Below are 17,767 nucleotides of genomic sequence, written 5' to 3'. Positions count from 1 at the left end.
TATGGCACTGTTGCAAAGTTAGCGATGAGGCAGCCTTTTGTCTTATTCAAAGGCCTTACATTTCAAAAACTCTGCTTACCAGGCGCATTTCGCCCAGGGGATCACCATAATAAAATGCTGAGGCCTGGCCTTTGCGTAGTGCACGCATCACCTCAATACCTTTGATGGTGGCGTAAACCGTCTTCATGGATTTAAATCCCAGCGTGGCGCCGATTATCCGTTTCAGTTTGCCATGATCGCATTCAATCACGTTGTTCCGGTACTTAATCTGTCGGTGTTCAACGTCAGACGGGCACCGGCCTTCGCGTTTGAGCAGAGCAAGCGCGCGACCATAGGCGGGCGCTTTATCCGTGTTGATGAATCGCGGGATCTGCCACTTCTTCACGTTGTTGAGGATTTTACCCAGAAACCGGTATGCAGCTTTGCTGTTACGACGGGAGGAGAGATAAAAATCGACAGTGCGGCCCCGGCTGTCGACGGCCCGGTACAGATACGCCCAGCGGCCATTGACCTTCACGTAGGTTTCATCCATGTGCCACGGGCAAAGATCGGAAGGGTTACGCCAGTACCAGCGCAGCCGTTTTTCCATTTCAGGCGCATAACGCTGAACCCAGCGGTAAATCGTGGAGTGATCGACATTCACTCCGCGTTCAGCCAGCATCTCCTGCAGCTCACGGTAACTGATGCCGTATTTGCAGTACCAGCGTACGGCCCACAGAATGATGTCACGCTGAAAATGCCGGCCTTTGAATGGGTTCATGTGCAGCTCCATCAGCAAAAGGGGATGATAAGTTTATCACCACCGACTATTTGCAACAGTGCCACTCTTGGCATCGACACCAATGTGGGCCTTCATGCCAAAGTGCCACTGATTGCCTTTCTTGGTCTGATGCATCTCCGGATCGCGTTGCTGCTCTTTGTTCTTGGTAGAGCTGGGTGCCTCAATGATGGTGGCATCCACCAAAGTGCCTTGGGTCATCATGACGCCTGCTTCGGCCAGCCAGCGATTGATGGTCTTGAACAATTGACGGGCCAGTTGATGCTGCTCGAGCAGGTGGCGGAAATTCATGATGGTGGTGCGATCCGGCAGGGCGCTATCCAGGGATAATCGGGCAAACAGGCGCATGGAGGCGATTTCGTACAGAGCATCTTCCATCGCGCCATCGCTCAGGTTGTACCAATGCTGCATGCAGTGAATGCGTAGCATGGTTTCCAGCGGATAAGGTCGCCGGCCATTACCAGCCTTGGGGTAAAACGGCTCGATGACTTCCACCATGTTTTGCCATGGCAGAATCTGCTCCATGCGGGACAAGAAAATCTCTTTTCGGGTCTGACGGCGCTTAGTGCTGAATTCACTATCGGCGAAGGTGAGTTGATGGCTCATGATGTCCCTCTGGGATGCGCTCCGGATGAATATGATGATCTCATATCAGGAACTTGTTCGCACCTTCCCTAAGTCACCGGCGGCTTGCCTGCCACACATTGAACATTACAGACCAATTAGCACTTTGTCACCGGGGAAAGATGTAAAGATTATGTATAAATAGATTGGCTTAGAAGTGACATTTCAACTTTGGAGAAACAGGTGACATTTTAAACTTGCTTTAACAAAATTTTGGGACTGACCGAAACAAAAAGGCCAGCCCCGGAGGGCTGGCTATTCAGTACAGGGCAATGACAGGTTTCTTGATGCCGCAGGCGTGAGCGTAGCGGGTCAGTGTGTCGATGCTGGCTTTGGTGATGTTGTTTTCCAGGCGAGAAATAACCGGAGGTGTAACCCCCATGCGTTCAGCAACCTGCGCTTTTGTCAGGTTGTCATGCTTGCGCCATTCAGCAAGCAGCTCCCTGAGCTTTTCCTTACGTTCTTCTTCCTGCCATGCAGCGCGATATTCATCGTCCTGCATCCACTCGTTATGCAGTTCTTTATGGCTTACCAGTTTCATTAAGTACCTCCGCTAACCGCTTTTTGGCGAGATCGATTTCTTTCGCTGGCGTTTTCTGTGACTTCTTGATGAAAACACGGAGCATGATGATGGTATTGCCTTTGTGGTATACCCAGATTCCCCTGGCTATGTCCGTCCCCATCGTGCGGATCTCAAAAAGTCCATCGCCCAGGGGCTTCGTGTCCGGCTCCCGCAGTAATCGGGCGTCATACTCCAGTTTGCCGATGAGACGGTCAAACTTCACCCTGATTTTTACGGGTAATGCTGTGGCTTCTTCCCTGGCTTCCGGGTGATAAACAACGCTAAACATGTGACCTCCCATTTCTATTAATATTAACCTATAGGCTAATTTCAGACAAGGTAGAATTAACCTATAAGCTAATTTTGTTGGCAGTTATCGTGGCTACCCGGTCACTACCCTGTTAGCGTGAGTTTTCGTTCCACTGAGGAACGGGGACTTATGCGCGTTAGCGCATGTAAGGCGGCAGGATGAAATGACAGGTAGCACCGAGGGTTAGCCGCCGATACCAGTGAGGGATCGAAAGGGATCGCCTATCCATCCCTTCACCCTGCAAAGCCATATTCCGCTAAAAGCGGCTCAGAGGCTTTTGTGCGCGGTCGGAGTGGTCACAACAAGGCGAAGCCGCAGTTGGGGCGTATCTCCGCGTTAGCGGGTCGTAAGAGCCGCTTACGAGCGTGTAAGCTAATTCTTCAGCGATATTTGCTGACGTATCCGGCGTGGCCGGATTTGTCCAATCCCTCGATGGCTAACAGGCGAGCTGTTAGCCATCGAGGGATTCCGTTCTGAATGCCCCGCGCTTTAGCGTGGGGAGCTACTTTTGAGGCGCTCGCGCCGATGCTGTTCGGTTATCCACTTTTTAAAGGGGATAACAGTAATGTCTTTTATTTTTTGGTTTATCTTTTAATACGTAAGTAATTAAAAGATAAACCAAAAGAGTATTTGCGCCATCTCGTTTGCACTTCATTATCACTTACCCACAAGCTATACAGCAGTTGTGGTGGGTCTACGCCGGAACCGCCGAAAAATCCGTCATTCCTGTAGGCGGGATGGGTTGGATTTCGAAAATTATTGTACTATAAGGGCTTCCCCGGCGTGTCAACGCCGGTGTTTATGGTTTCTGTCTGCTCTTCAGTAAAAATAAAGGGGAGAGACTGCGGCACTATAAACGGCCATGATGAATCGTCATCGATTCGGACCCTGATGAAAGACGCGCGTGAGGTTCTTGTTCGTTAAGCGGATACGTATATCCTGTACAATAGCCAGATAGGCCTCACGGGGTATAACCCTTTATCATCAACGAATTGCAGGTCAGATGGTTATTTTGTTTCGTGCTTTAGCTGGCTGAGTACAGCCTGAAATCATCACCGTAAGGGCAGCACGCGATACTTTGGGTTTAACCAGAACAGTTTTACCGTGTTGGTCAACGCAGTGAACAGCGAACACATTTTTAGCAAGATCGATACCGACAGTCGTGATGGTCATAACGAATCCCTCCGGGGCTATGTTTACCCCATGATTGCACAAGAGTTAATCAGGCGCATATCCAGGGGAAGTCCCTTCCATTCGTTAAGGGGCACTGTTGCAAATAGTCGGTGGTGATAAACTTATCATCCCCTTTTGCTGATGGAGCTGCACATGAACCCATTCAAAGGCCGGCATTTTCAGCGTGACATCATTCTGTGGGCCGTACGCTGGTACTGCAAATACGGCATCAGTTACCGTGAGCTGCAGGAGATGCTGGCTGAACGCGGAGTGAATGTCGATCACTCCACGATTTACCGCTGGGTTCAGCGTTATGCGCCTGAAATGGAAAAACGGCTGCGCTGGTACTGGCGTAACCCTTCCGATCTTTGCCCGTGGCACATGGATGAAACCTACGTGAAGGTCAATGGCCGCTGGGCGTATCTGTACCGGGCCGTCGACAGCCGGGGCCGCACTGTCGATTTTTATCTCTCCTCCCGTCGTAACAGCAAAGCTGCATACCGGTTTCTGGGTAAAATCCTCAACAACGTGAAGAAGTGGCAGATCCCGCGATTCATCAACACGGATAAAGCGCCCGCCTATGGTCGCGCGCTTGCTCTGCTCAAACGCGAAGGCCGGTGCCCGTCTGACGTTGAACACCGACAGATTAAGTACCGGAACAACGTGATTGAATGCGATCATGGCAAACTGAAACGGATAATCGGCGCCACGCTGGGATTTAAATCCATGAAGACGGCTTACGCCACCATCAAAGGTATTGAGGTGATGCGTGCACTACGCAAAGGCCAGGCCTCAGCATTTTATTATGGTGATCCCCTGGGCGAAATGCGCCTGGTAAGCAGAGTTTTTGAAATGTAAGGCCTTTGAATAAGACAAAAGGCTGCCTCATCGCTAACTTTGCAACAGTGCCTTTCCATAAACCGGAGACGGAGCTGCAGGCCAACGAATGGCTCTGGAACTATCTGAGTCGTTACAATGCGCAGCAACACCGCAGCGAGAAACACTCGCGCCTGGAGGACTGGCTGGCAAATATCCCCCGGGACGGCGTGAGAGATATGTGCAGCTGGGAACAATACGGTCGGTTCGCCCGGGATGGGGATGTTCAGCTGTCTGGCCAGAGCATGAATACGATCGGCCCGTTCAGCCGCTTTGCCACGCCTGAACGTCCGATAACGGTGTAGTGGCACAGGCCCCGATACCGGATAATAAGGCCCCCATGTTTCACCGGTAAACTCCACATACATCTCTTCGTCAAACAACCCCCACAGCAGAATGACGATTTCCCCCGCCATATCCGGTTCAACTTCCCATGCGGTGCCGTCTATCGTTACCCGCGCATCAACACCCACCTTGCGGGATTCCGGCTCAGCGCGTTGTCCGGAAAGGCACTTTAGTCGTAAAGTACGTATCCTTAACATACTGGAAAGTGCTGTAAGCGTAGTTCGCCGGGATGATCTCTTTATTCAATGTCGAGTTATTGCGGCCGACAGAGGCATAATCCTGATAATAAAGTGCGGCAACACCTGCAATCAAACTCAACGATGCCAGCACGGAGAGCAAACGGTAAGCAATGCCTTTATACCATTTTTCAGGATATTGAATTTTTATTGAAAAAAGGAGGATGGCAGGAAGGATACCGGTAAAGACGAACCATATAATAATTGAGCCATTAAGATAGGAATGCGCTTCCTGGGGGTTAGTTTCAATAATGTTTTGAATCATCGTTTGATCAAACATTACTTTATATTTTAGTGTCGAATAACTGACCAGTGAGCCAGTGATAAACAGTAAAGCAAAGAAAGGTTTCAGCAGAAAACGAACTGAGAAAGGCATAAAAACAACGTTAAGCGCCGCAACCAGAACAAAGGGAATAGAAATGACAAAACCAATTTTGACATGCTCTAAATGCGACAAAATCTCGTAAAAATGCAGCAATATTGGCCAGTTAAGTAAAAACGCAAAGATCATTGCCAGAAGTAAAACCAGCGGAATAACTTTCACCCTGAAAAGTACAGGCATTAACACCTCCGGAAAATAGTAAACCAGTAAAAACATTGATGATAATTACAACAATTCAATCTAATATTATGATTGCCTTATTCGCTGCAAAGCAGAGATTATCATTCTGAAATCTTAGGTTAACCTTAACGAGGCTTTGTTGAATAAATCAGATTTCGGGTAAGTCTCCCCCGTAGCGGGTTGTGTTTTCAGGCAATACGCACGCTTTCAGGCATACCTGCTTTCGTCATTTTGTTCAGCGCTCGTACCAGGGCCATAGCCTCCGCAACCTGACCATCGTAGTCACGCAGCGTCAGTGAACCCCCGAACAGCTGTTTTACCCGGTACATCGCCGTTTCCGCTATCGAGCGACGGTTGTAATCTGTTGTCCATTTCCACCGCGCATTACTCCCGGTCATTCGCTGATTAGCCACTGCACGGTTACGGTCTGCATATTCACCGGGCCAGTAACCCGCACCTTTTCGGGGAGGGATAAGCGCGCTGATTTTCTTACGCCGCAGTTCATCGTGACATAGCCGGGTATCGTAAGCGCCATCGGCGGCGGCTGACCTGATTTTCCGGTGGGTTTGCCGGATTAACCCGGGGAAGGCCTCTGAGTCCGTAACGTTGTTCAGCGACAGGTCAGCGCAGATGATTTCATGTGTTTTACTGTCAACGGCGAGATGCAGCTTACGCCAGATACGGCGGCGTTCCTGGCCATGCTTTTTGACTTTCCACTCGCCTTCACCGAAGACCTTCAGCCCGGTGGAATCAATTACCAGGTGTGCGATTTCACCCCGGGTGGGCGTTTTGAAACTGACATTAACCGACTTTGCCCGCCTGCTGACACAGCTGTAATCCGGGCAGCGTAGCGGAACGTTCATCAGAGAAAAAATGGAATCAATAAAGCCCTGCGCAGCGCGCAGGGTCAGCCTGAATACGCGTTTAATGACCAGCACAGTCGTGATGGCAAGGTCAGAATAGCGCTGAGGTCTGCCTCGTGAAGAAGGTGTTGCTGACTCATACCAGGCCTGAATAGCTTCATCATCCAGCCAGAAAGTTATGGAGCCACGGTTGATGAGGGCTTTATTGTAGGTGGGCCAGTTGGTGATTTTGAACTTTTGCTTTGCCACGGAACGGTCTGCGTTGTCGGGAAGATGCGTGATCTGATCCTTCAACTCAGCAAAAGTTCGATTTATTCAACAAAGCCGCGGTGATGCTTACGGTATGGTGGTTATCAAGTTTTATCCTGATTAGCACCCTTAATGGCTATTTCGATAATCAGGACCGCGATTTTCTGACAGGTAAACTTCAGCTCACCGAAGAGTTTCTTAAAACAGAGACGTTCCGGAACAAAACGGATATTAAGTCATTATCAGAAAAAATAAACGATGCGATGGTAGGGCACAATGGTTTATTCATTTCTATAAAAAACATGGAAAATGAAAAAATTGTTGAACTCTATGCCAAAAATTCTGTTGTTCCAGCGGTCCTGCTTAATAAGTCGGGTGATATTCTCGACTATATGATCCAGACGGAAGAAAATAACACCGTGTACCGCAGTATCTCGCGGCGGGTTGCCGTGACGCCGGAACAGGGTAAAAGCAAACATGTCATCATTACGGTTGCCACGGATACTGGGTATCACACCCTGTTTATGGATAAGCTCAGTACCTGGCTGTTCTGGTTCAATATCGGTCTGGTCTTTATTTCTGTTTTTCTGGGCTGGCTGACCACACGTATTGGTCTGAAACCGCTACGGGAAATGACCAGTCTGGCTTCCTCCATGACCGTACACAGCCTGGATCAGCGTCTTAATCCCGATTTGGCTCCGCCGGAAATTTCTGAGACCATGCAGGAGTTCAATAACATGTTCGATCGCCTGGAGGGGTCATTCCGGAAACTGTCAGATTTCTCGTCTGACATCGCGCATGAGCTGCGCACACCGGTCAGTAATCTGATGATGCAGACGCAGTTTGCACTGGCTAAGGAAAGGGATGTTTCGCATTACCGCGAAATCTTATTCGCTTACCTGGAAGAACTGAAAAGGTTGTCACGAATGACCAGTGATATGCTTTTTCTGGCACGTTCAGAGCATGGTCTGCTGCAGCTGGATAAACATGATGTGGATCTGGCCGCCGAACTGAATGAATTACGTGAGCTGTTCGAGCCTCTGGCAGACGAAACAGGAAAGACAATCACCGTTGAAGGAGAGGGCGTTGTTGCCGGAGACAGCGATATGCTGCGACGTGCTTTCAGTAACCTGCTTTCCAATGCAATCAAGTATTCTCCCGATAACACCTGTACAGCGATACACCTTGAGCGTGACAGTGACTGTGTGAACGTGATGATTACGAATACGATGTCCGGCCAGGTTCCCGCTAATCTGGAACGTTTGTTTGATCGGTTCTATCGAGCTGATTCATCAAGGGTCCACAACACGGAAGGCGCGGGGCTGGGATTATCAATTACAAGGTCGATCATTCATGCTCATGGCGGCGAGCTGTCAGCAGAACAGCAGGGGCGGGAAATTGTGTTCAGTGTGCGCCTGTTAATGGATTAATCCCGTTCTTCAGGAGAAACCTGGAAGGTGACAAAATTGTCATCATTCAGTCACGCGATAAACAGAGGCGGTTTTTTATAATCATACATAAATCAGGAGCAGAGTGATAACGCAATCGCCTGGTTCCTGGAGTGATGAATAACCCGCCCTGAGATCAAATGCTTTCTCTGTTATAAGCCGTTGATTGTTTGGGTATGAAAACACCGGAGACCCAACCATGAAAAAGATCCTTGTATCATTTGTTGCCATTATGGCTGTCGCTTCATCCGCCATGGCTGCAGAGACAATGAACATGCATGACCAGGTAAATAATGCCCAGGCACCCGCCCATCAGATGCAGTCAACCTCTGAAAAAAGCGCTGTTCAGGGAGACAGTATGACAATGATGGATATGAGCGGACACGATCAGGCTGCAATGTCCCATGAAATGATGCAAAACGGCAACGCTTCTGCCCACCAGGACATGGCGGAGATGCATAAAAAAATGATGAAAGGCAAACCAGGGACCACCAACGAATCAGCAACGTCATTTTCAGAAATGAACGAGCATGAAAAAGCCGCTGTTGTGCACGAGAAGGCGAATAATGGTCAGTCTTCCGTTATTCATCAGCAGCAGGCTGAAAAGCATCGCAGCCAGATCACCCAGAATTAACCCGCAGCTCCACTTGTTAGACCCTCATTTGACGCCGAAGTCACTGGCTTACGCTCCCGTCCGGGAGCGTTTTTTTTATTCTTTCATTTATCATTGAGTCTTATGGGAATGGATTTAATCAGTTACTTAATCCCTGCCTCAGCAACAAGTCCCGGAAAGAGCAGCTTTATATTCCGGGTTTTTCTGCTCATAACCTCAACGGTGGCGCTTAGGATGTACTTTGTAAGTACCCAGAGTGTGTGTCATCAGTACCGGTGTTAATGCACCAGCCCATTCCAGCCATGTATACCCATGTAAATCCCAACAGCAGCAATCAGGGCGCTTGAAATATAGGGGGCTCTTCTGGCGATGGTATTGAAGCCACTCCAGCGTTTGGCGACCTGACGAACGCTGATCGCCGCACCCACTCCAACCGTTACGAGGGTCAATGCCAGGCCGATACTGAAACAAACAACCAGTGTGGCACCCAGCGTAAGCGCTTTAAGCTGAAGGCAGATCAACAATACAGTTATAGCTGCCGGGCAAGGGATAAGCCCTCCTGTCAGTCCAAATATCAGGATTTGCCCGTTGGTTACTTCTTTCCCGTCGAAGCGGCGTTTTATGTCATTGGCATGAGCCAGTTCGTGAGCGTCCTGATACTCTTTCGAATTCACATCCAGCCCATCAAGCTCAGAGTGGTCATGGTCATGGTCGTGTTCAGCGAACGCCACATCATAGTCATGGACATGACCACGATGTCCCAGAGACAGACGTACGTTGAAACTGTGAGGCTCAGGGATGGGAGATGTTGACTCCAGATAATCACCATGATCAACAAATTCAAAAGTCTGAGAGATCGTACTGTTTTCCCGAAGTGTGGTTAATGAGATATCTTCAGAAGCCCATCTTTGGCCACTAAGAGTGCGTAGCCGCCAGTGGGGAAGTTGTCCTTCTTCAAAAATGGACAGTTCAACTTTTCCATGGCCAGTATCGATCAACCTTGTTTCGTCATGGTGATGATGTTCATTCTCCTGCATTCCCTCCAGCCAGTTTTTCTCACCGCTCCAGGTTCGCCAGAACATCCAAAAAGCCGTACCAAGGATGATCACTGAAGAGACCATCTGTAGCCAGGGTTCGGCTGATTCTGCGGTAAATTTATTACTGATATACATCCCTCCAAAAGCAATCAGCCATACGACTGCAGTGTGCGACAATGTTGCCGCGACACCCAGCATCACGGCCTGACGTACGGTGCCTTTTATAGCAATGATGAATGCTGCCATCATTGTTTTGGAGTGCCCGGGCTCCAGTCCATGAAGCGCGCCAAGCAGAATGGCGCTGGGGATGAAAAACCATGCGTTGCCTTGCTGAAGAAGTGTCGTAAATTCGTTCATGAGAATCATTCTTGGTTATTAAGTGTAGGCCGGATTCTACTCCCCCCAGTAAAATATACTACCCCCCAGTAGAATAACGCTGGTATAGTTACATAAAATATCCAGGAGAGTGAGAGCCCACATGTCACATACCATCCGCGATAAACAAAAACTGAAAGCACGTACAAGCAAGATCCAGGGGCAGGTTGCTGCGCTGAAAAAAATGCTTGATGAACCTCACGAATGTGCCGCTGTACTGCAACAAATAGCCGCCATACGTGGTGCCGTGAATGGTTTATTGCGTGAAGTGATTAAAGGACATTTGACTGAACATATTGTTCATGAAAGTGAAGAACAGAAACGAGAAGAAGACCTGGACGTTGTGCTGAAGGTTCTGGATTCTTACATCAAGTGACAGTTTGGCTAAAAGCCCTGAGCATTAATTTATCTAAATAACACGTTATCAAGTGACGGTTTTGGGCTGTTTGTAGCGGCATAGTGAGTTTGTTTAATCAATGAGCTTTAAGATGCCCCCCTTCATGCAAGGCAACGCGTACATTTCTGGTACATCTACTTCCCTTACTTTGCTCAGGGCAACCCACATTGTTAAAGCCTCTACTCGCTGACCATCAAAATCACCCAACGTCAGATAATGGAAAAAAATTTTGGATGACATTTTGAAACGTGTCCTCTGCTGTGAACGTCGAGAGATGCTACGCGAGAAAGGAGATGACCTACTTAGTATCCTGTTAAGTAGGTCTATCTGAAGAAGTAGACAACTTTAAAGTCTTTTTCATGTTAAAGGAGACAACTTTAATGTCTGTGTACACCTACCTTTGCTCAAATCAAAATGTTCTGACATACCAAAATGGAGTGTAAAATGACTCAAAACCAGGGTTCTGAGCCAGTACCGGCGAGCCGGACAGGGCAGCTCATCAGCGCCCGGGATATGGCCATGCAGAAATTCGAAGAAGGGATGCGGTTAATCTCGGAAGCGTCGGAACTGTGCGGTCTCTCTCTCTTCACCAGCAGAATTATGCAGCCCAACGCATTTGGTCTTCCGTCGTCACTGGATCGCACCATCGAGGAGGGGCGTAAGGAAATTGACCGTAAAACGTGGAAAAGGCTCTTTGAAGAAACAGGTATGGACCGGTACTGGAACCATAAGCAAAAAGAAGCCTTTAACGAATCCCTTCGTACGGATCCGCCCGTCGCTTCCCTGGAGATTGTTAAGGGAACATTACAGCATGCACTGGCTAACAGACGAGACACCCTTGCAGAAGGTTTCGTTGATGTTCTCAACAAGCTTGACCGAAGTTTCAAAAGCAATGCCAGGCAATATACAATGCCAAAAAAGCTTGTTCTTCGGGGGATTTTTCCTGGTGTGAACGTGCTGAGGTACAACGGTTTCTCGCAGGACAATCACTTTTGTTTACGCGACTTTGAGAATATTGTATGCATCTGTTCTGATACTCCAACACCTGCAACCGGCGGTGGGCTGAGTATGGTCGACAGGCTGACGGCCATGAGAAATACAGAATTCACAGGCGAGGTCAGTGATGAGAATGGCTGGCGGTGTAGTCTCCTAAACAGGAAGTTTAATATCCCAACCAGAGCAACACTTCCTGAGCGTCATACTGTTCCTTTACGCCCATGTCGCTAAAGAATTCTTCGAAATCTGTTTCGGGAACGCAATGCCTGGACAGTTCTTGTAATGCTCGTTCTTTAGATACCGTCTCACCTTCAGCTGATTCGAAATACGTCATGGTTGACCTCTGACATTATTACAACAATCTTAAGCATTTAAATTGATGAAGGAGCTCAGGTCAGCTGACTTCGTCGTAAAACTGCCGCAAGCGCTGGGAGGCTGCAAATTCAATTCGTGACTTCAGCAGTTTGGCGACGGCCGCAAAGACATCAACGACCACGGAGTTCCCAAACTGTCTGTAAGCCTGTGTATTGGACACAGGGATACGGAAAACACTTTCCCCGGGTTTATCGAAGCCCATTAGCCTGCTGCATTCACGTGGCGTTAGCATGCGTGGCCGACGGTCCATGTTGTATGTGTTATGGAAATCAGTTTCTCCCAGCTCATGAGACCAGCCCCGATCAATAAGAATTTCAGATCCGTCTTTCATATAGCGGCTTGAGAGGGTTCTGGTGACACTATTAACATTGGAAGGATCTACTAGTCCAAAACCAAAACCATTGCCTTTTGCCGCATGTTTCTTTGCATAGTTGTATAAGTACTCCCAGAGTTTAGGGGAGAGGATGTATTTACTATCTACGCTCGGATCCAGTAAATCTGAGAGAGAAGGGCGCTTGTCCGGATAAAAGTCTTTAATGTCTCTCAGAGTAAAACCGTCTTTCAGACGTAGGTCGCGGCGAAAACCAATAAGGACGATACGTTCACGGTGCTGGGGTCGGAAATGACGGCCATCGATGACTTTAGGATCATCCGCGCCCGTGCTTTCGCTGTTTGCGACGTCGTAGCCAAGCTCATCGAGCGTTTTCATGATGATGTTAAAGGTATTACCCTTATCGTGACTCTTCAGATTTTTTACGTTTTCCAGAACAAAAATTGCAGGTTGTTTTGCCCGGATGATCCTGGCCACATCAAAGAAGAGCGTACCCTGAGTGTCGCACTCGAAACCGTGTTTGCGACCCATAGAGTTCTTTTTACTGACACCGGCGATGCTGAATGGCTGGCATGGAAATCCCGCAAGAAGAACATCATGATCCGGGATAGAGGCATCGATAAATTTGTATGCCTCGTCATCAGTAACCTCGGGCCGGTTGCTAAGAGTGATGTCACGGATGTCTGAATTGAAGCGGTGCTCGTTCTCATCGCAATACCAGTTCGCCCGGTAAGTACGGCTGGAATAAGTATTCCATTCGCTCGTGAAAAGACATTTACCACCGATGGCATCAAATCCGCTTCGCAGTCCACCTATCCCTGCAAACAGCTCGATAAAGCTAAAGTGCCTGTCCTCATAATCAGCAGGTCGTGAAGGTATTAAAGTCTGTAGATAGCGTCCATCTGCGATACTCAGATCACAATGCTCAGGTATGCATGTAACCTGACGTTTAAGGGATGCACGGGACCAATTACTGCCATTTTCATCATTTAATACCTGAGCCAGATATTTCAGGTCATAAATAGTCGAAGCTGTTAACAAAGTTTTGTGGATCAGAGATGGTGTTTTATCCACATCATTCAGGTCTGTCTCAAGATCATGAGTGTAACGTTTCATCCAAACTCTCTCAGGAATAATATCTTTGAGATAGATTAACACGCTTAATTTGGATTATTTTTTGGTTCAGGTTCTAAATTTATTGTGATTATTCTGCCTTTAAGTTGCAAAAAGATTGGTTTTAAGCCCGCCCATGAAATAATGACTTGTTAAAATACTGCCTGTAAATAGGCTTGTGGATACATGTCTGTACTCAACAAATTCAGGTGAAATGATGTTTTTTTTTACAAAGTTACTTTTGCCCATCATGATTGTTGTATTCCCAGTGGCGTCCTGGGGGAACTCAACAACTTTTGAGGCAAAGGTGGTTAAGATTGTTGACGGTGACACCATAACTGCGTTGGATGCTCAAAACACAACCATCAAAATACGGATGTATGGTATAGACGCTCCTGAATCTAAACAGGCTTTTGGCCAAAAAGCAAAACAGGCCTTAACCACAGCTATAGCAACTAAAATCGTTACCGTGATAGACCATGGTACGGATATCTATGGCCGTATGTTAGGTACCATCTGGTTAGATGGATATGATATCAATGCCTCTATGGTGGACAGTGGATATGCGTGGGTTTATCGGTTCGAAGATAACGCCATTGTCCCTGGCTATATCAAATATGAATCCGCAGCACAAAAGGAGGCAAAAGGGGTTCGGTCTTTAGGGACTATTATGCTTCTTGATAATACCGGGAATATGATTCCATCAAACCATCCTTATTTTGAAGTCATCTCAAAAGCATGTATAAATGGAGTGCGTGACTTTGTTCGTCAAAACCCGTGGGTAGTCTGACGGTCAACTATAAAGCATAATATAATTAGTAATAACAAGGAACAGACATGAATGAAAACTCAGTAATCTTAATAAGTTTATTTTGGTTTTTTTTGGGATCGAGTGTTGTAGCTGGTTTTATGGATGCATCATTATATTGCTGGATTTTTGCAGCCATAAGCGCATTGTTTCTTCTTTCGGTGATACAAACACCAAAGGAGTTAACGGTATCTATTAGTCATATGACAAGCAAAACGCTGATCTCAAAGACAGATGATGGATACACATTTAGCATTTCACCTTACGGAGACGGGTACCGCTTATCAGTCTCGCCTGAAAATCGTCACAATGGTACCCAAAGCTTTGACGGCTGGTTCCCACGTTTTTTTTCCGAACCACAGTATGCCAAATCATCTTTAACTAAATTTCTCGGTGAGTCCTTAGTATGGGAAGAAGATTCAAGTAATGCTCTATGAGATTACTTATTATAAATTTTTCTATTAATCTCCATGGAGTGATATATGAATTTGGCCTATTTTTTATTTTTGTCTATAACTGTTATGCTTACGAGCTTTATTATTAAATCACTTGTCGTATTGGTAAAGTTCAAATTACTTCGTGATGAACGTCTCGAATATACCAGCAATAAAAATATTGATGAGATGTACGATTTAATGAATGCGAAGGAAGAAATCCTCATAAGGCATCATAAGCAGATGTTGGCATTGCATCTTTCACTATTAATATTCGTTCTATTTATTGCTTACATTTACTAAAAATAATTTTATTCAACATTTCAACAAAGGGTTTTCAATGGAAAGCTTCGAAACTGAACAAATGATTCAATATGCTTTCTACATAAATATCGTAATAACGACTGGTTTGGCATGGTTTTGCTTGCGGTCAGGATTGCATTACAATTTTTTCAGAAAAGCAGAGAGTGCCAGAACAAAAGGGCTGAGTAGTACCTCTACTGAACACGGTCCAGCAATAGTGAGACTAAAGAAGCTACAAGCATTAGTAGATTTTATTAGTAACTGTGCTTTTCTAATCCTTTCAATTGGCACAGCTTATATTTTGTATGTTTGGAGCCACAGTTAACTCATACGAGGTAACTTCGGCAGGTAACAACTTCTAATGCAGGACTTTAATAACTCTAAGGGATTCTACATGAAAAAAGACGATCTAATTACGCGTTGTAAATTACTTAAAGGCGAACGCGATGAGTCTATCTTTACCATATTAATTGGGATAGTAGTAAAGCTGGGGCTGGTAGGCCTGGCATTCTATCTGTTGCTTGGTTCCACGATTGATTGGTCAAGCTGGAAAACTTATGCCGCCATGTTGATCTTGGGAGCATTTCTCTAAAATCTTGAACCTTTTTTCACTCATTACAAGCCATGGCCTAGTGCGTAGATCATACGACTTTAAACCTTATGTCATTGATTTATAAGTACATATAACAAAGATTATGTTAAATATTAGAATAAATAACATAAAAATCAATATGTTAAGACGGTAACCAGCTACTTTCCCATTCCAGCAACCAGTCATGGAAGCTTTAGAAACAGAGTCCTCTCATGAGTTTGTGATGCCTTAAATCCATGGTGAGCATAGAAACCTTTGGCTTCTTCAGTAAGCGCATGAACCATTATCGCACGAACCCCAATGTTCTCAGCTACGCGATAACACCGTAGAACTGCATCGTGGAGTAAATCGGCGCCAACCCCTTTTCCGTGCAATGAGACATCTACCGCCAGGCGAGCGAGTATAATCACCGGTATAGGATCTGGCATGTTACGCCGAAGACTACCTGTCGCTTCCGTATGGTTAACGCTACCGGTGGCCAAAGAGTAAAAACCAGCTACTTGCTTCGTACCCGTCTTGCAAACAACGAACGTTCGGGCAGCGCCAAGAGCTTGATTTTTTAAACCTCTCTGTTTTAGCCATTCATCGAGGACTGTCTCTCCACTGACGAACTCAGCCAGCTGATGAGAGCTGGATAACGGCTCGGGCGTGGTTATACGTCCCACTGAGGTTTCCTTGCCAGTAGTTTATTAATGGCGGGCTCATCCTCGACTGGTGCATCGAGCATATCGATGAACTCTGCATACTGTTCGTCGTTAAAATTGAAAACACGGCGATCAAGGATCACATTCTCCGCAGCCTTGCAGGCCATCTCCAGGATAAAGTCGGTTCGCGATTTATGAAGGATCTCTGCAGCAGCATCGATGAGTGCTCTCTGAGACTCTTTAGCTCTTAGGTTGAGTTGAACATCTGATTTCATACACACCTCTCTTGTATAGCAATTGATATACAAGAATAACACAACACGAACGTATAGCAAATGCTATACACTTCAAAGTACCGATAATGCGTTTTATGTTAAATATCAGTTACTTGAATCGATTTCGTAACATAAGTTGATGTGTTTGTCGTGTCATGACAGCACAATCAGGGATGTCATCCCCTAACGAGGCAAGGACTAAGTTAATGAACAGAACAGATTAAGAAGTACAGACTCGCTGGCTTGAGAGCCGGCAGCCTGAAGATCGTACCTGTAATGAAGCGGAACAATTTTCGGATGAATGCTGGAAGAACGGTCTGCGGCTGGATAAAAGCCCGTCTGTGCACTATCAACTTCTGATGGAAACCATCCGCAGGACGCTGATCCCGCGGCCAAAGTGAAGCCCTCCGTCGGTCTCCACTATTATCGCTACCGGGTTAGCCGTCAGGCATGGCCCGGTTTAAAAAGATATGCTGACAGTTCTGCTGCAGTTATATCAAACTCGAGTTGCTGGATTAATTCTGCCAGTTTTTTCTCTGCAGTATCACGATCAAACTGATTTTGTACTATCTGGAGAGCAACCTGTTTTAGCTCCGGAGGGAGGTGTTCCAGATTGATATGATTATAACCCGAAATGTCATCATCCGGATTTTCGAAGAGCCAGCCGTAACTCATAAGGTCACCTGTTCTATTTCACAAATTTCCAGACACCTGGCGGTACCCGGTCATACAACTTTCCCATCGTCATCTCCGCCAGCCGGTGATCAACCGCGGCATTGAAATGCTCAAGCTCATCATCTGACAGAGAATATTTATTTTTTTCTATTACCCTTTCCAGGGTTTCCTTCGATGTACAGCGCCGTAGTCGTAAAATCCATTCCTGTTTCGTCATTAGTTTTTTATATCCTGAGGCGTCCCTAGTATTTAATTTTACAAATAACGCAAATTTCTTTCAGGCGTTATGGCCCGTGCCGTTCTGCTTAAGATAATCACTGATGCTCAGGCCGGACAAGCGAATTTTATCCGAAACTTCCCTGAACTGCTCTTTCCATCCATTTGTCAGATGTCTTTGTGACGTGATTTTGCAGGCGACGCTGAACGGCGTTCTCCCCAGTTTTTCGGAAAGCCAGAAAAGATGCTTACCAATATCATCATTCGGGACGCCATCGAGCGCATCCAGTAATAAAGTTTCCTCTTCAGCCACCCAGGCCTGGCGGGCATTCGGAAAGCGTGGGTCAGGTACAGGTGCCTGTTTCTCTTCCTTCGGTTTCGACGATGCCGGTACCGCGGGCTTTTTCATGCCGACGCGCGCTTTCATGGCGCCGATGGCGGCCACGGCCCGCACCAGGGTTTCACGCTCCTGGCGCGTGAGCAGGCTGTCCTCGCAAATCAGGGTGTTCAGGTTATCGATCAGGGTGTCCAGTCGGTTTTCAGTGACTTTCATGTTT

At 46.9% G+C, this 17,767-nt stretch carries 19 protein-coding genes and 5 pseudogenes; 9 read left to right on the top strand and 15 right to left on the bottom strand.

Annotation, left to right across the window (positions count from 1 at the left end; genetic code table 11):
* Positions 1-55: 55 nt before the first annotated feature.
* The 5 genes and pseudogenes from AAER43_RS25215 to AAER43_RS25195 all read right to left on the bottom strand — a co-directional run.
* Positions 56-760: an IS6-like element IS26 family transposase gene (locus tag AAER43_RS25215; RefSeq protein ID WP_023312637.1), complete on the bottom strand. Its 705-nt coding sequence runs from the start codon at positions 758-760 to the stop codon at positions 56-58.
* A 54-nt stretch (positions 761-814) separates the two neighbouring features.
* Positions 815-1,384 (bottom strand): annotated as a pseudogene (locus tag AAER43_RS25210) (IS5-like element IS5B family transposase); the annotation flags it as partial.
* Positions 1,385-1,661: 277 nt separating this feature from the next.
* On the bottom strand, positions 1,662-1,943 hold the full coding sequence (locus AAER43_RS25205) for a helix-turn-helix transcriptional regulator (RefSeq protein ID WP_000780222.1): 282 nt from the start codon (positions 1,941-1,943) through the stop codon (positions 1,662-1,664).
* Positions 1,924-2,253, bottom strand: coding sequence for a type II toxin-antitoxin system RelE/ParE family toxin (locus AAER43_RS25200; RefSeq protein ID WP_000493286.1), 330 nt, complete (start codon positions 2,251-2,253; stop codon positions 1,924-1,926). Before AAER43_RS25200 ends, AAER43_RS25205 begins: the two co-directional genes overlap by 20 nt.
* A 1,062-nt stretch (positions 2,254-3,315) precedes the next feature.
* Positions 3,316-3,447: pseudogene (locus AAER43_RS25195) on the bottom strand (IS110 family transposase); the annotation flags it as partial.
* Between the two features lie 153 nt (positions 3,448-3,600).
* Here AAER43_RS25195 and AAER43_RS25190 point away from each other — a divergent pair.
* Positions 3,601-4,305, top strand: a complete 705-nt coding sequence (locus AAER43_RS25190; RefSeq protein ID WP_001067855.1) for an IS6-like element IS26 family transposase — start codon at positions 3,601-3,603, stop codon at positions 4,303-4,305.
* 53 nt (positions 4,306-4,358) lie between these two features.
* Positions 4,359-4,541: pseudogene (locus tag AAER43_RS25185) on the top strand (IS481 family transposase); the annotation flags it as partial.
* Here the strand turns inward: AAER43_RS25185 and AAER43_RS25180 are convergent.
* The 3 genes and pseudogenes from AAER43_RS25180 to AAER43_RS25170 form a co-directional block, all read right to left on the bottom strand.
* Positions 4,539-4,814 (bottom strand): annotated as a pseudogene (locus AAER43_RS25180) (IS481 family transposase); the annotation flags it as partial. The pseudogenes AAER43_RS25185 and AAER43_RS25180 overlap by 3 nt on opposite strands.
* A 10-nt stretch (positions 4,815-4,824) precedes the next feature.
* A pseudogene (locus tag AAER43_RS25175) lies at positions 4,825-5,466 on the bottom strand (DUF1705 domain-containing protein); the annotation flags it as partial.
* 188 nt (positions 5,467-5,654) lie between these two features.
* Positions 5,655-6,623, bottom strand: a complete 969-nt coding sequence (locus tag AAER43_RS25170) for an IS5-like element IS903B family transposase (RefSeq protein WP_000654804.1) — start codon at positions 6,621-6,623, stop codon at positions 5,655-5,657.
* A 38-nt stretch (positions 6,624-6,661) separates the two neighbouring features.
* Here AAER43_RS25170 and pcoS point away from each other — a divergent pair, with 38 nt between their 5' ends.
* Both pcoS and AAER43_RS25160 read left to right on the top strand, forming a co-directional pair.
* On the top strand, positions 6,662-8,008 hold the full coding sequence (gene pcoS, locus AAER43_RS25165) for a copper resistance membrane spanning protein PcoS (RefSeq protein ID WP_001572376.1): 1,347 nt from the start codon (positions 6,662-6,664) through the stop codon (positions 8,006-8,008).
* Between the two features lie 217 nt (positions 8,009-8,225).
* Positions 8,226-8,660, top strand: coding sequence for a copper-binding protein (locus tag AAER43_RS25160; protein ID WP_096151415.1), 435 nt, complete (start codon positions 8,226-8,228; stop codon positions 8,658-8,660).
* Positions 8,661-8,917: 257 nt separating this feature from the next.
* Here AAER43_RS25160 and AAER43_RS25155 read toward each other — a convergent pair whose 3' ends face one another.
* On the bottom strand, positions 8,918-10,033 hold the full coding sequence (locus AAER43_RS25155) for a nickel/cobalt efflux protein RcnA (RefSeq protein WP_001572377.1): 1,116 nt from the start codon (positions 10,031-10,033) through the stop codon (positions 8,918-8,920).
* A 121-nt stretch (positions 10,034-10,154) separates the two neighbouring features.
* Here AAER43_RS25155 and rcnR point away from each other — a divergent pair, with 121 nt between their 5' ends.
* On the top strand, positions 10,155-10,427 hold the full coding sequence (rcnR, locus tag AAER43_RS25150) for a Ni(II)/Co(II)-binding transcriptional repressor RcnR (RefSeq protein WP_000019951.1): 273 nt from the start codon (positions 10,155-10,157) through the stop codon (positions 10,425-10,427).
* A 465-nt stretch (positions 10,428-10,892) separates the two neighbouring features.
* Positions 10,893-11,675: a DUF4942 domain-containing protein gene (locus AAER43_RS25145; RefSeq protein WP_342702041.1), complete on the top strand. Its 783-nt coding sequence runs from the start codon at positions 10,893-10,895 to the stop codon at positions 11,673-11,675.
* A gap of 163 nt (positions 11,676-11,838) precedes the next feature.
* Here the strand turns inward: AAER43_RS25145 and AAER43_RS25140 are convergent, their stop codons facing one another.
* Positions 11,839-13,266, bottom strand: a complete 1,428-nt coding sequence (locus AAER43_RS25140) for a DNA cytosine methyltransferase (protein ID WP_087878311.1) — start codon at positions 13,264-13,266, stop codon at positions 11,839-11,841.
* Between the two features lie 214 nt (positions 13,267-13,480).
* On the opposite strand from AAER43_RS25140, the gene AAER43_RS25135 reads away from it, so the two are divergent.
* The 3 genes from AAER43_RS25135 to AAER43_RS25125 all read left to right on the top strand — a co-directional run bounded on the left by AAER43_RS25135 (position 13,481) and on the right by AAER43_RS25125 (position 15,400).
* Positions 13,481-14,053 (top strand): thermonuclease family protein, encoded by a 573-nt coding sequence (locus AAER43_RS25135; protein ID WP_342702040.1) that lies wholly within the window; start codon positions 13,481-13,483, stop codon positions 14,051-14,053.
* A 47-nt stretch (positions 14,054-14,100) separates the two neighbouring features.
* Positions 14,101-14,508 carry a hypothetical protein gene (locus tag AAER43_RS25130; RefSeq protein ID WP_001572392.1) on the top strand — a complete coding sequence of 136 codons (408 nt, stop codon included), beginning with the start codon at positions 14,101-14,103 and terminating at the stop codon, positions 14,506-14,508.
* 694 nt (positions 14,509-15,202) lie between these two features.
* A complete protein-coding gene (locus tag AAER43_RS25125; RefSeq protein ID WP_000710701.1) occupies positions 15,203-15,400 on the top strand; it encodes a hypothetical protein in 198 nt (65 codons plus the stop codon).
* Between the two features lie 182 nt (positions 15,401-15,582).
* Here AAER43_RS25125 and AAER43_RS25120 read toward each other — a convergent pair whose 3' ends face one another.
* The 5 genes from AAER43_RS25120 to AAER43_RS25100 all read right to left on the bottom strand — a co-directional run bounded on the left by AAER43_RS25120 (position 15,583) and on the right by AAER43_RS25100 (position 17,763).
* Positions 15,583-16,065, bottom strand: a complete 483-nt coding sequence (locus AAER43_RS25120; RefSeq protein ID WP_003026803.1) for a GNAT family N-acetyltransferase — start codon at positions 16,063-16,065, stop codon at positions 15,583-15,585.
* Positions 16,053-16,319 (bottom strand): DUF1778 domain-containing protein, encoded by a 267-nt coding sequence (locus AAER43_RS25115; RefSeq protein WP_003026799.1) that lies wholly within the window; start codon positions 16,317-16,319, stop codon positions 16,053-16,055. Before AAER43_RS25115 ends, AAER43_RS25120 begins: the two co-directional genes overlap by 13 nt.
* 444 nt (positions 16,320-16,763) lie before the next feature.
* Positions 16,764-16,994 carry a hypothetical protein gene (locus AAER43_RS25110; RefSeq protein WP_004206660.1) on the bottom strand — a complete coding sequence of 77 codons (231 nt, stop codon included), beginning with the start codon at positions 16,992-16,994 and terminating at the stop codon, positions 16,764-16,766.
* A 13-nt stretch (positions 16,995-17,007) separates the two neighbouring features.
* On the bottom strand, positions 17,008-17,211 hold the full coding sequence (locus AAER43_RS25105; RefSeq protein WP_004213596.1) for an HHA domain-containing protein: 204 nt from the start codon (positions 17,209-17,211) through the stop codon (positions 17,008-17,010).
* 60 nt (positions 17,212-17,271) lie between these two features.
* Positions 17,272-17,763, bottom strand: coding sequence for a hypothetical protein (locus AAER43_RS25100; RefSeq protein WP_015065591.1), 492 nt, complete (start codon positions 17,761-17,763; stop codon positions 17,272-17,274).
* Positions 17,764-17,767 lie beyond the last annotated feature (4 nt).

Origin of the sequence: Enterobacter sp. FUJ80071 (genome assembly GCF_038739915.1) — a bacterium.
In the GTDB taxonomy this organism is placed as follows: domain Bacteria; phylum Pseudomonadota; class Gammaproteobacteria; order Enterobacterales; family Enterobacteriaceae; genus Enterobacter; species Enterobacter kobei.
Note: the sequence above shows the minus strand (reverse complement) of the source record. Positions and strands in the feature narration are given on the sequence as shown.

Coding starts and splice junctions, on each gene's coding strand:
- AAER43_RS25215 (WP_023312637.1), bottom strand. CDS start 760: ATGAACCCATTCAAAGGCCGGCATTTTCAGCGTGACATCATTCTGTGG.
- AAER43_RS25205 (WP_000780222.1), bottom strand. CDS start 1,943: ATGAAACTGGTAAGCCATAAAGAACTGCATAACGAGTGGATGCAGGAC.
- AAER43_RS25200 (WP_000493286.1), bottom strand. CDS start 2,253: ATGTTTAGCGTTGTTTATCACCCGGAAGCCAGGGAAGAAGCCACAGCA.
- AAER43_RS25190 (WP_001067855.1), top strand. CDS start 3,601: ATGAACCCATTCAAAGGCCGGCATTTTCAGCGTGACATCATTCTGTGG.
- pcoS (WP_001572376.1), top strand. CDS start 6,662: ATGCTTACGGTATGGTGGTTATCAAGTTTTATCCTGATTAGCACCCTT.
- AAER43_RS25160 (WP_096151415.1), top strand. CDS start 8,226: ATGAAAAAGATCCTTGTATCATTTGTTGCCATTATGGCTGTCGCTTCA.
- AAER43_RS25155 (WP_001572377.1), bottom strand. CDS start 10,033: ATGAACGAATTTACGACACTTCTTCAGCAAGGCAACGCATGGTTTTTC.
- rcnR (WP_000019951.1), top strand. CDS start 10,155: ATGTCACATACCATCCGCGATAAACAAAAACTGAAAGCACGTACAAGC.
- AAER43_RS25145 (WP_342702041.1), top strand. CDS start 10,893: ATGACTCAAAACCAGGGTTCTGAGCCAGTACCGGCGAGCCGGACAGGG.
- AAER43_RS25140 (WP_087878311.1), bottom strand. CDS start 13,266: ATGAAACGTTACACTCATGATCTTGAGACAGACCTGAATGATGTGGAT.
- AAER43_RS25135 (WP_342702040.1), top strand. CDS start 13,481: ATGTTTTTTTTTACAAAGTTACTTTTGCCCATCATGATTGTTGTATTC.
- AAER43_RS25130 (WP_001572392.1), top strand. CDS start 14,101: ATGAATGAAAACTCAGTAATCTTAATAAGTTTATTTTGGTTTTTTTTG.
- AAER43_RS25125 (WP_000710701.1), top strand. CDS start 15,203: ATGAAAAAAGACGATCTAATTACGCGTTGTAAATTACTTAAAGGCGAA.
- AAER43_RS25115 (WP_003026799.1), bottom strand. CDS start 16,319: ATGAAATCAGATGTTCAACTCAACCTAAGAGCTAAAGAGTCTCAGAGA.
- AAER43_RS25110 (WP_004206660.1), bottom strand. CDS start 16,994: ATGAGTTACGGCTGGCTCTTCGAAAATCCGGATGATGACATTTCGGGT.
- AAER43_RS25105 (WP_004213596.1), bottom strand. CDS start 17,211: ATGACGAAACAGGAATGGATTTTACGACTACGGCGCTGTACATCGAAG.
- AAER43_RS25100 (WP_015065591.1), bottom strand. CDS start 17,763: ATGAAAGTCACTGAAAACCGACTGGACACCCTGATCGATAACCTGAAC.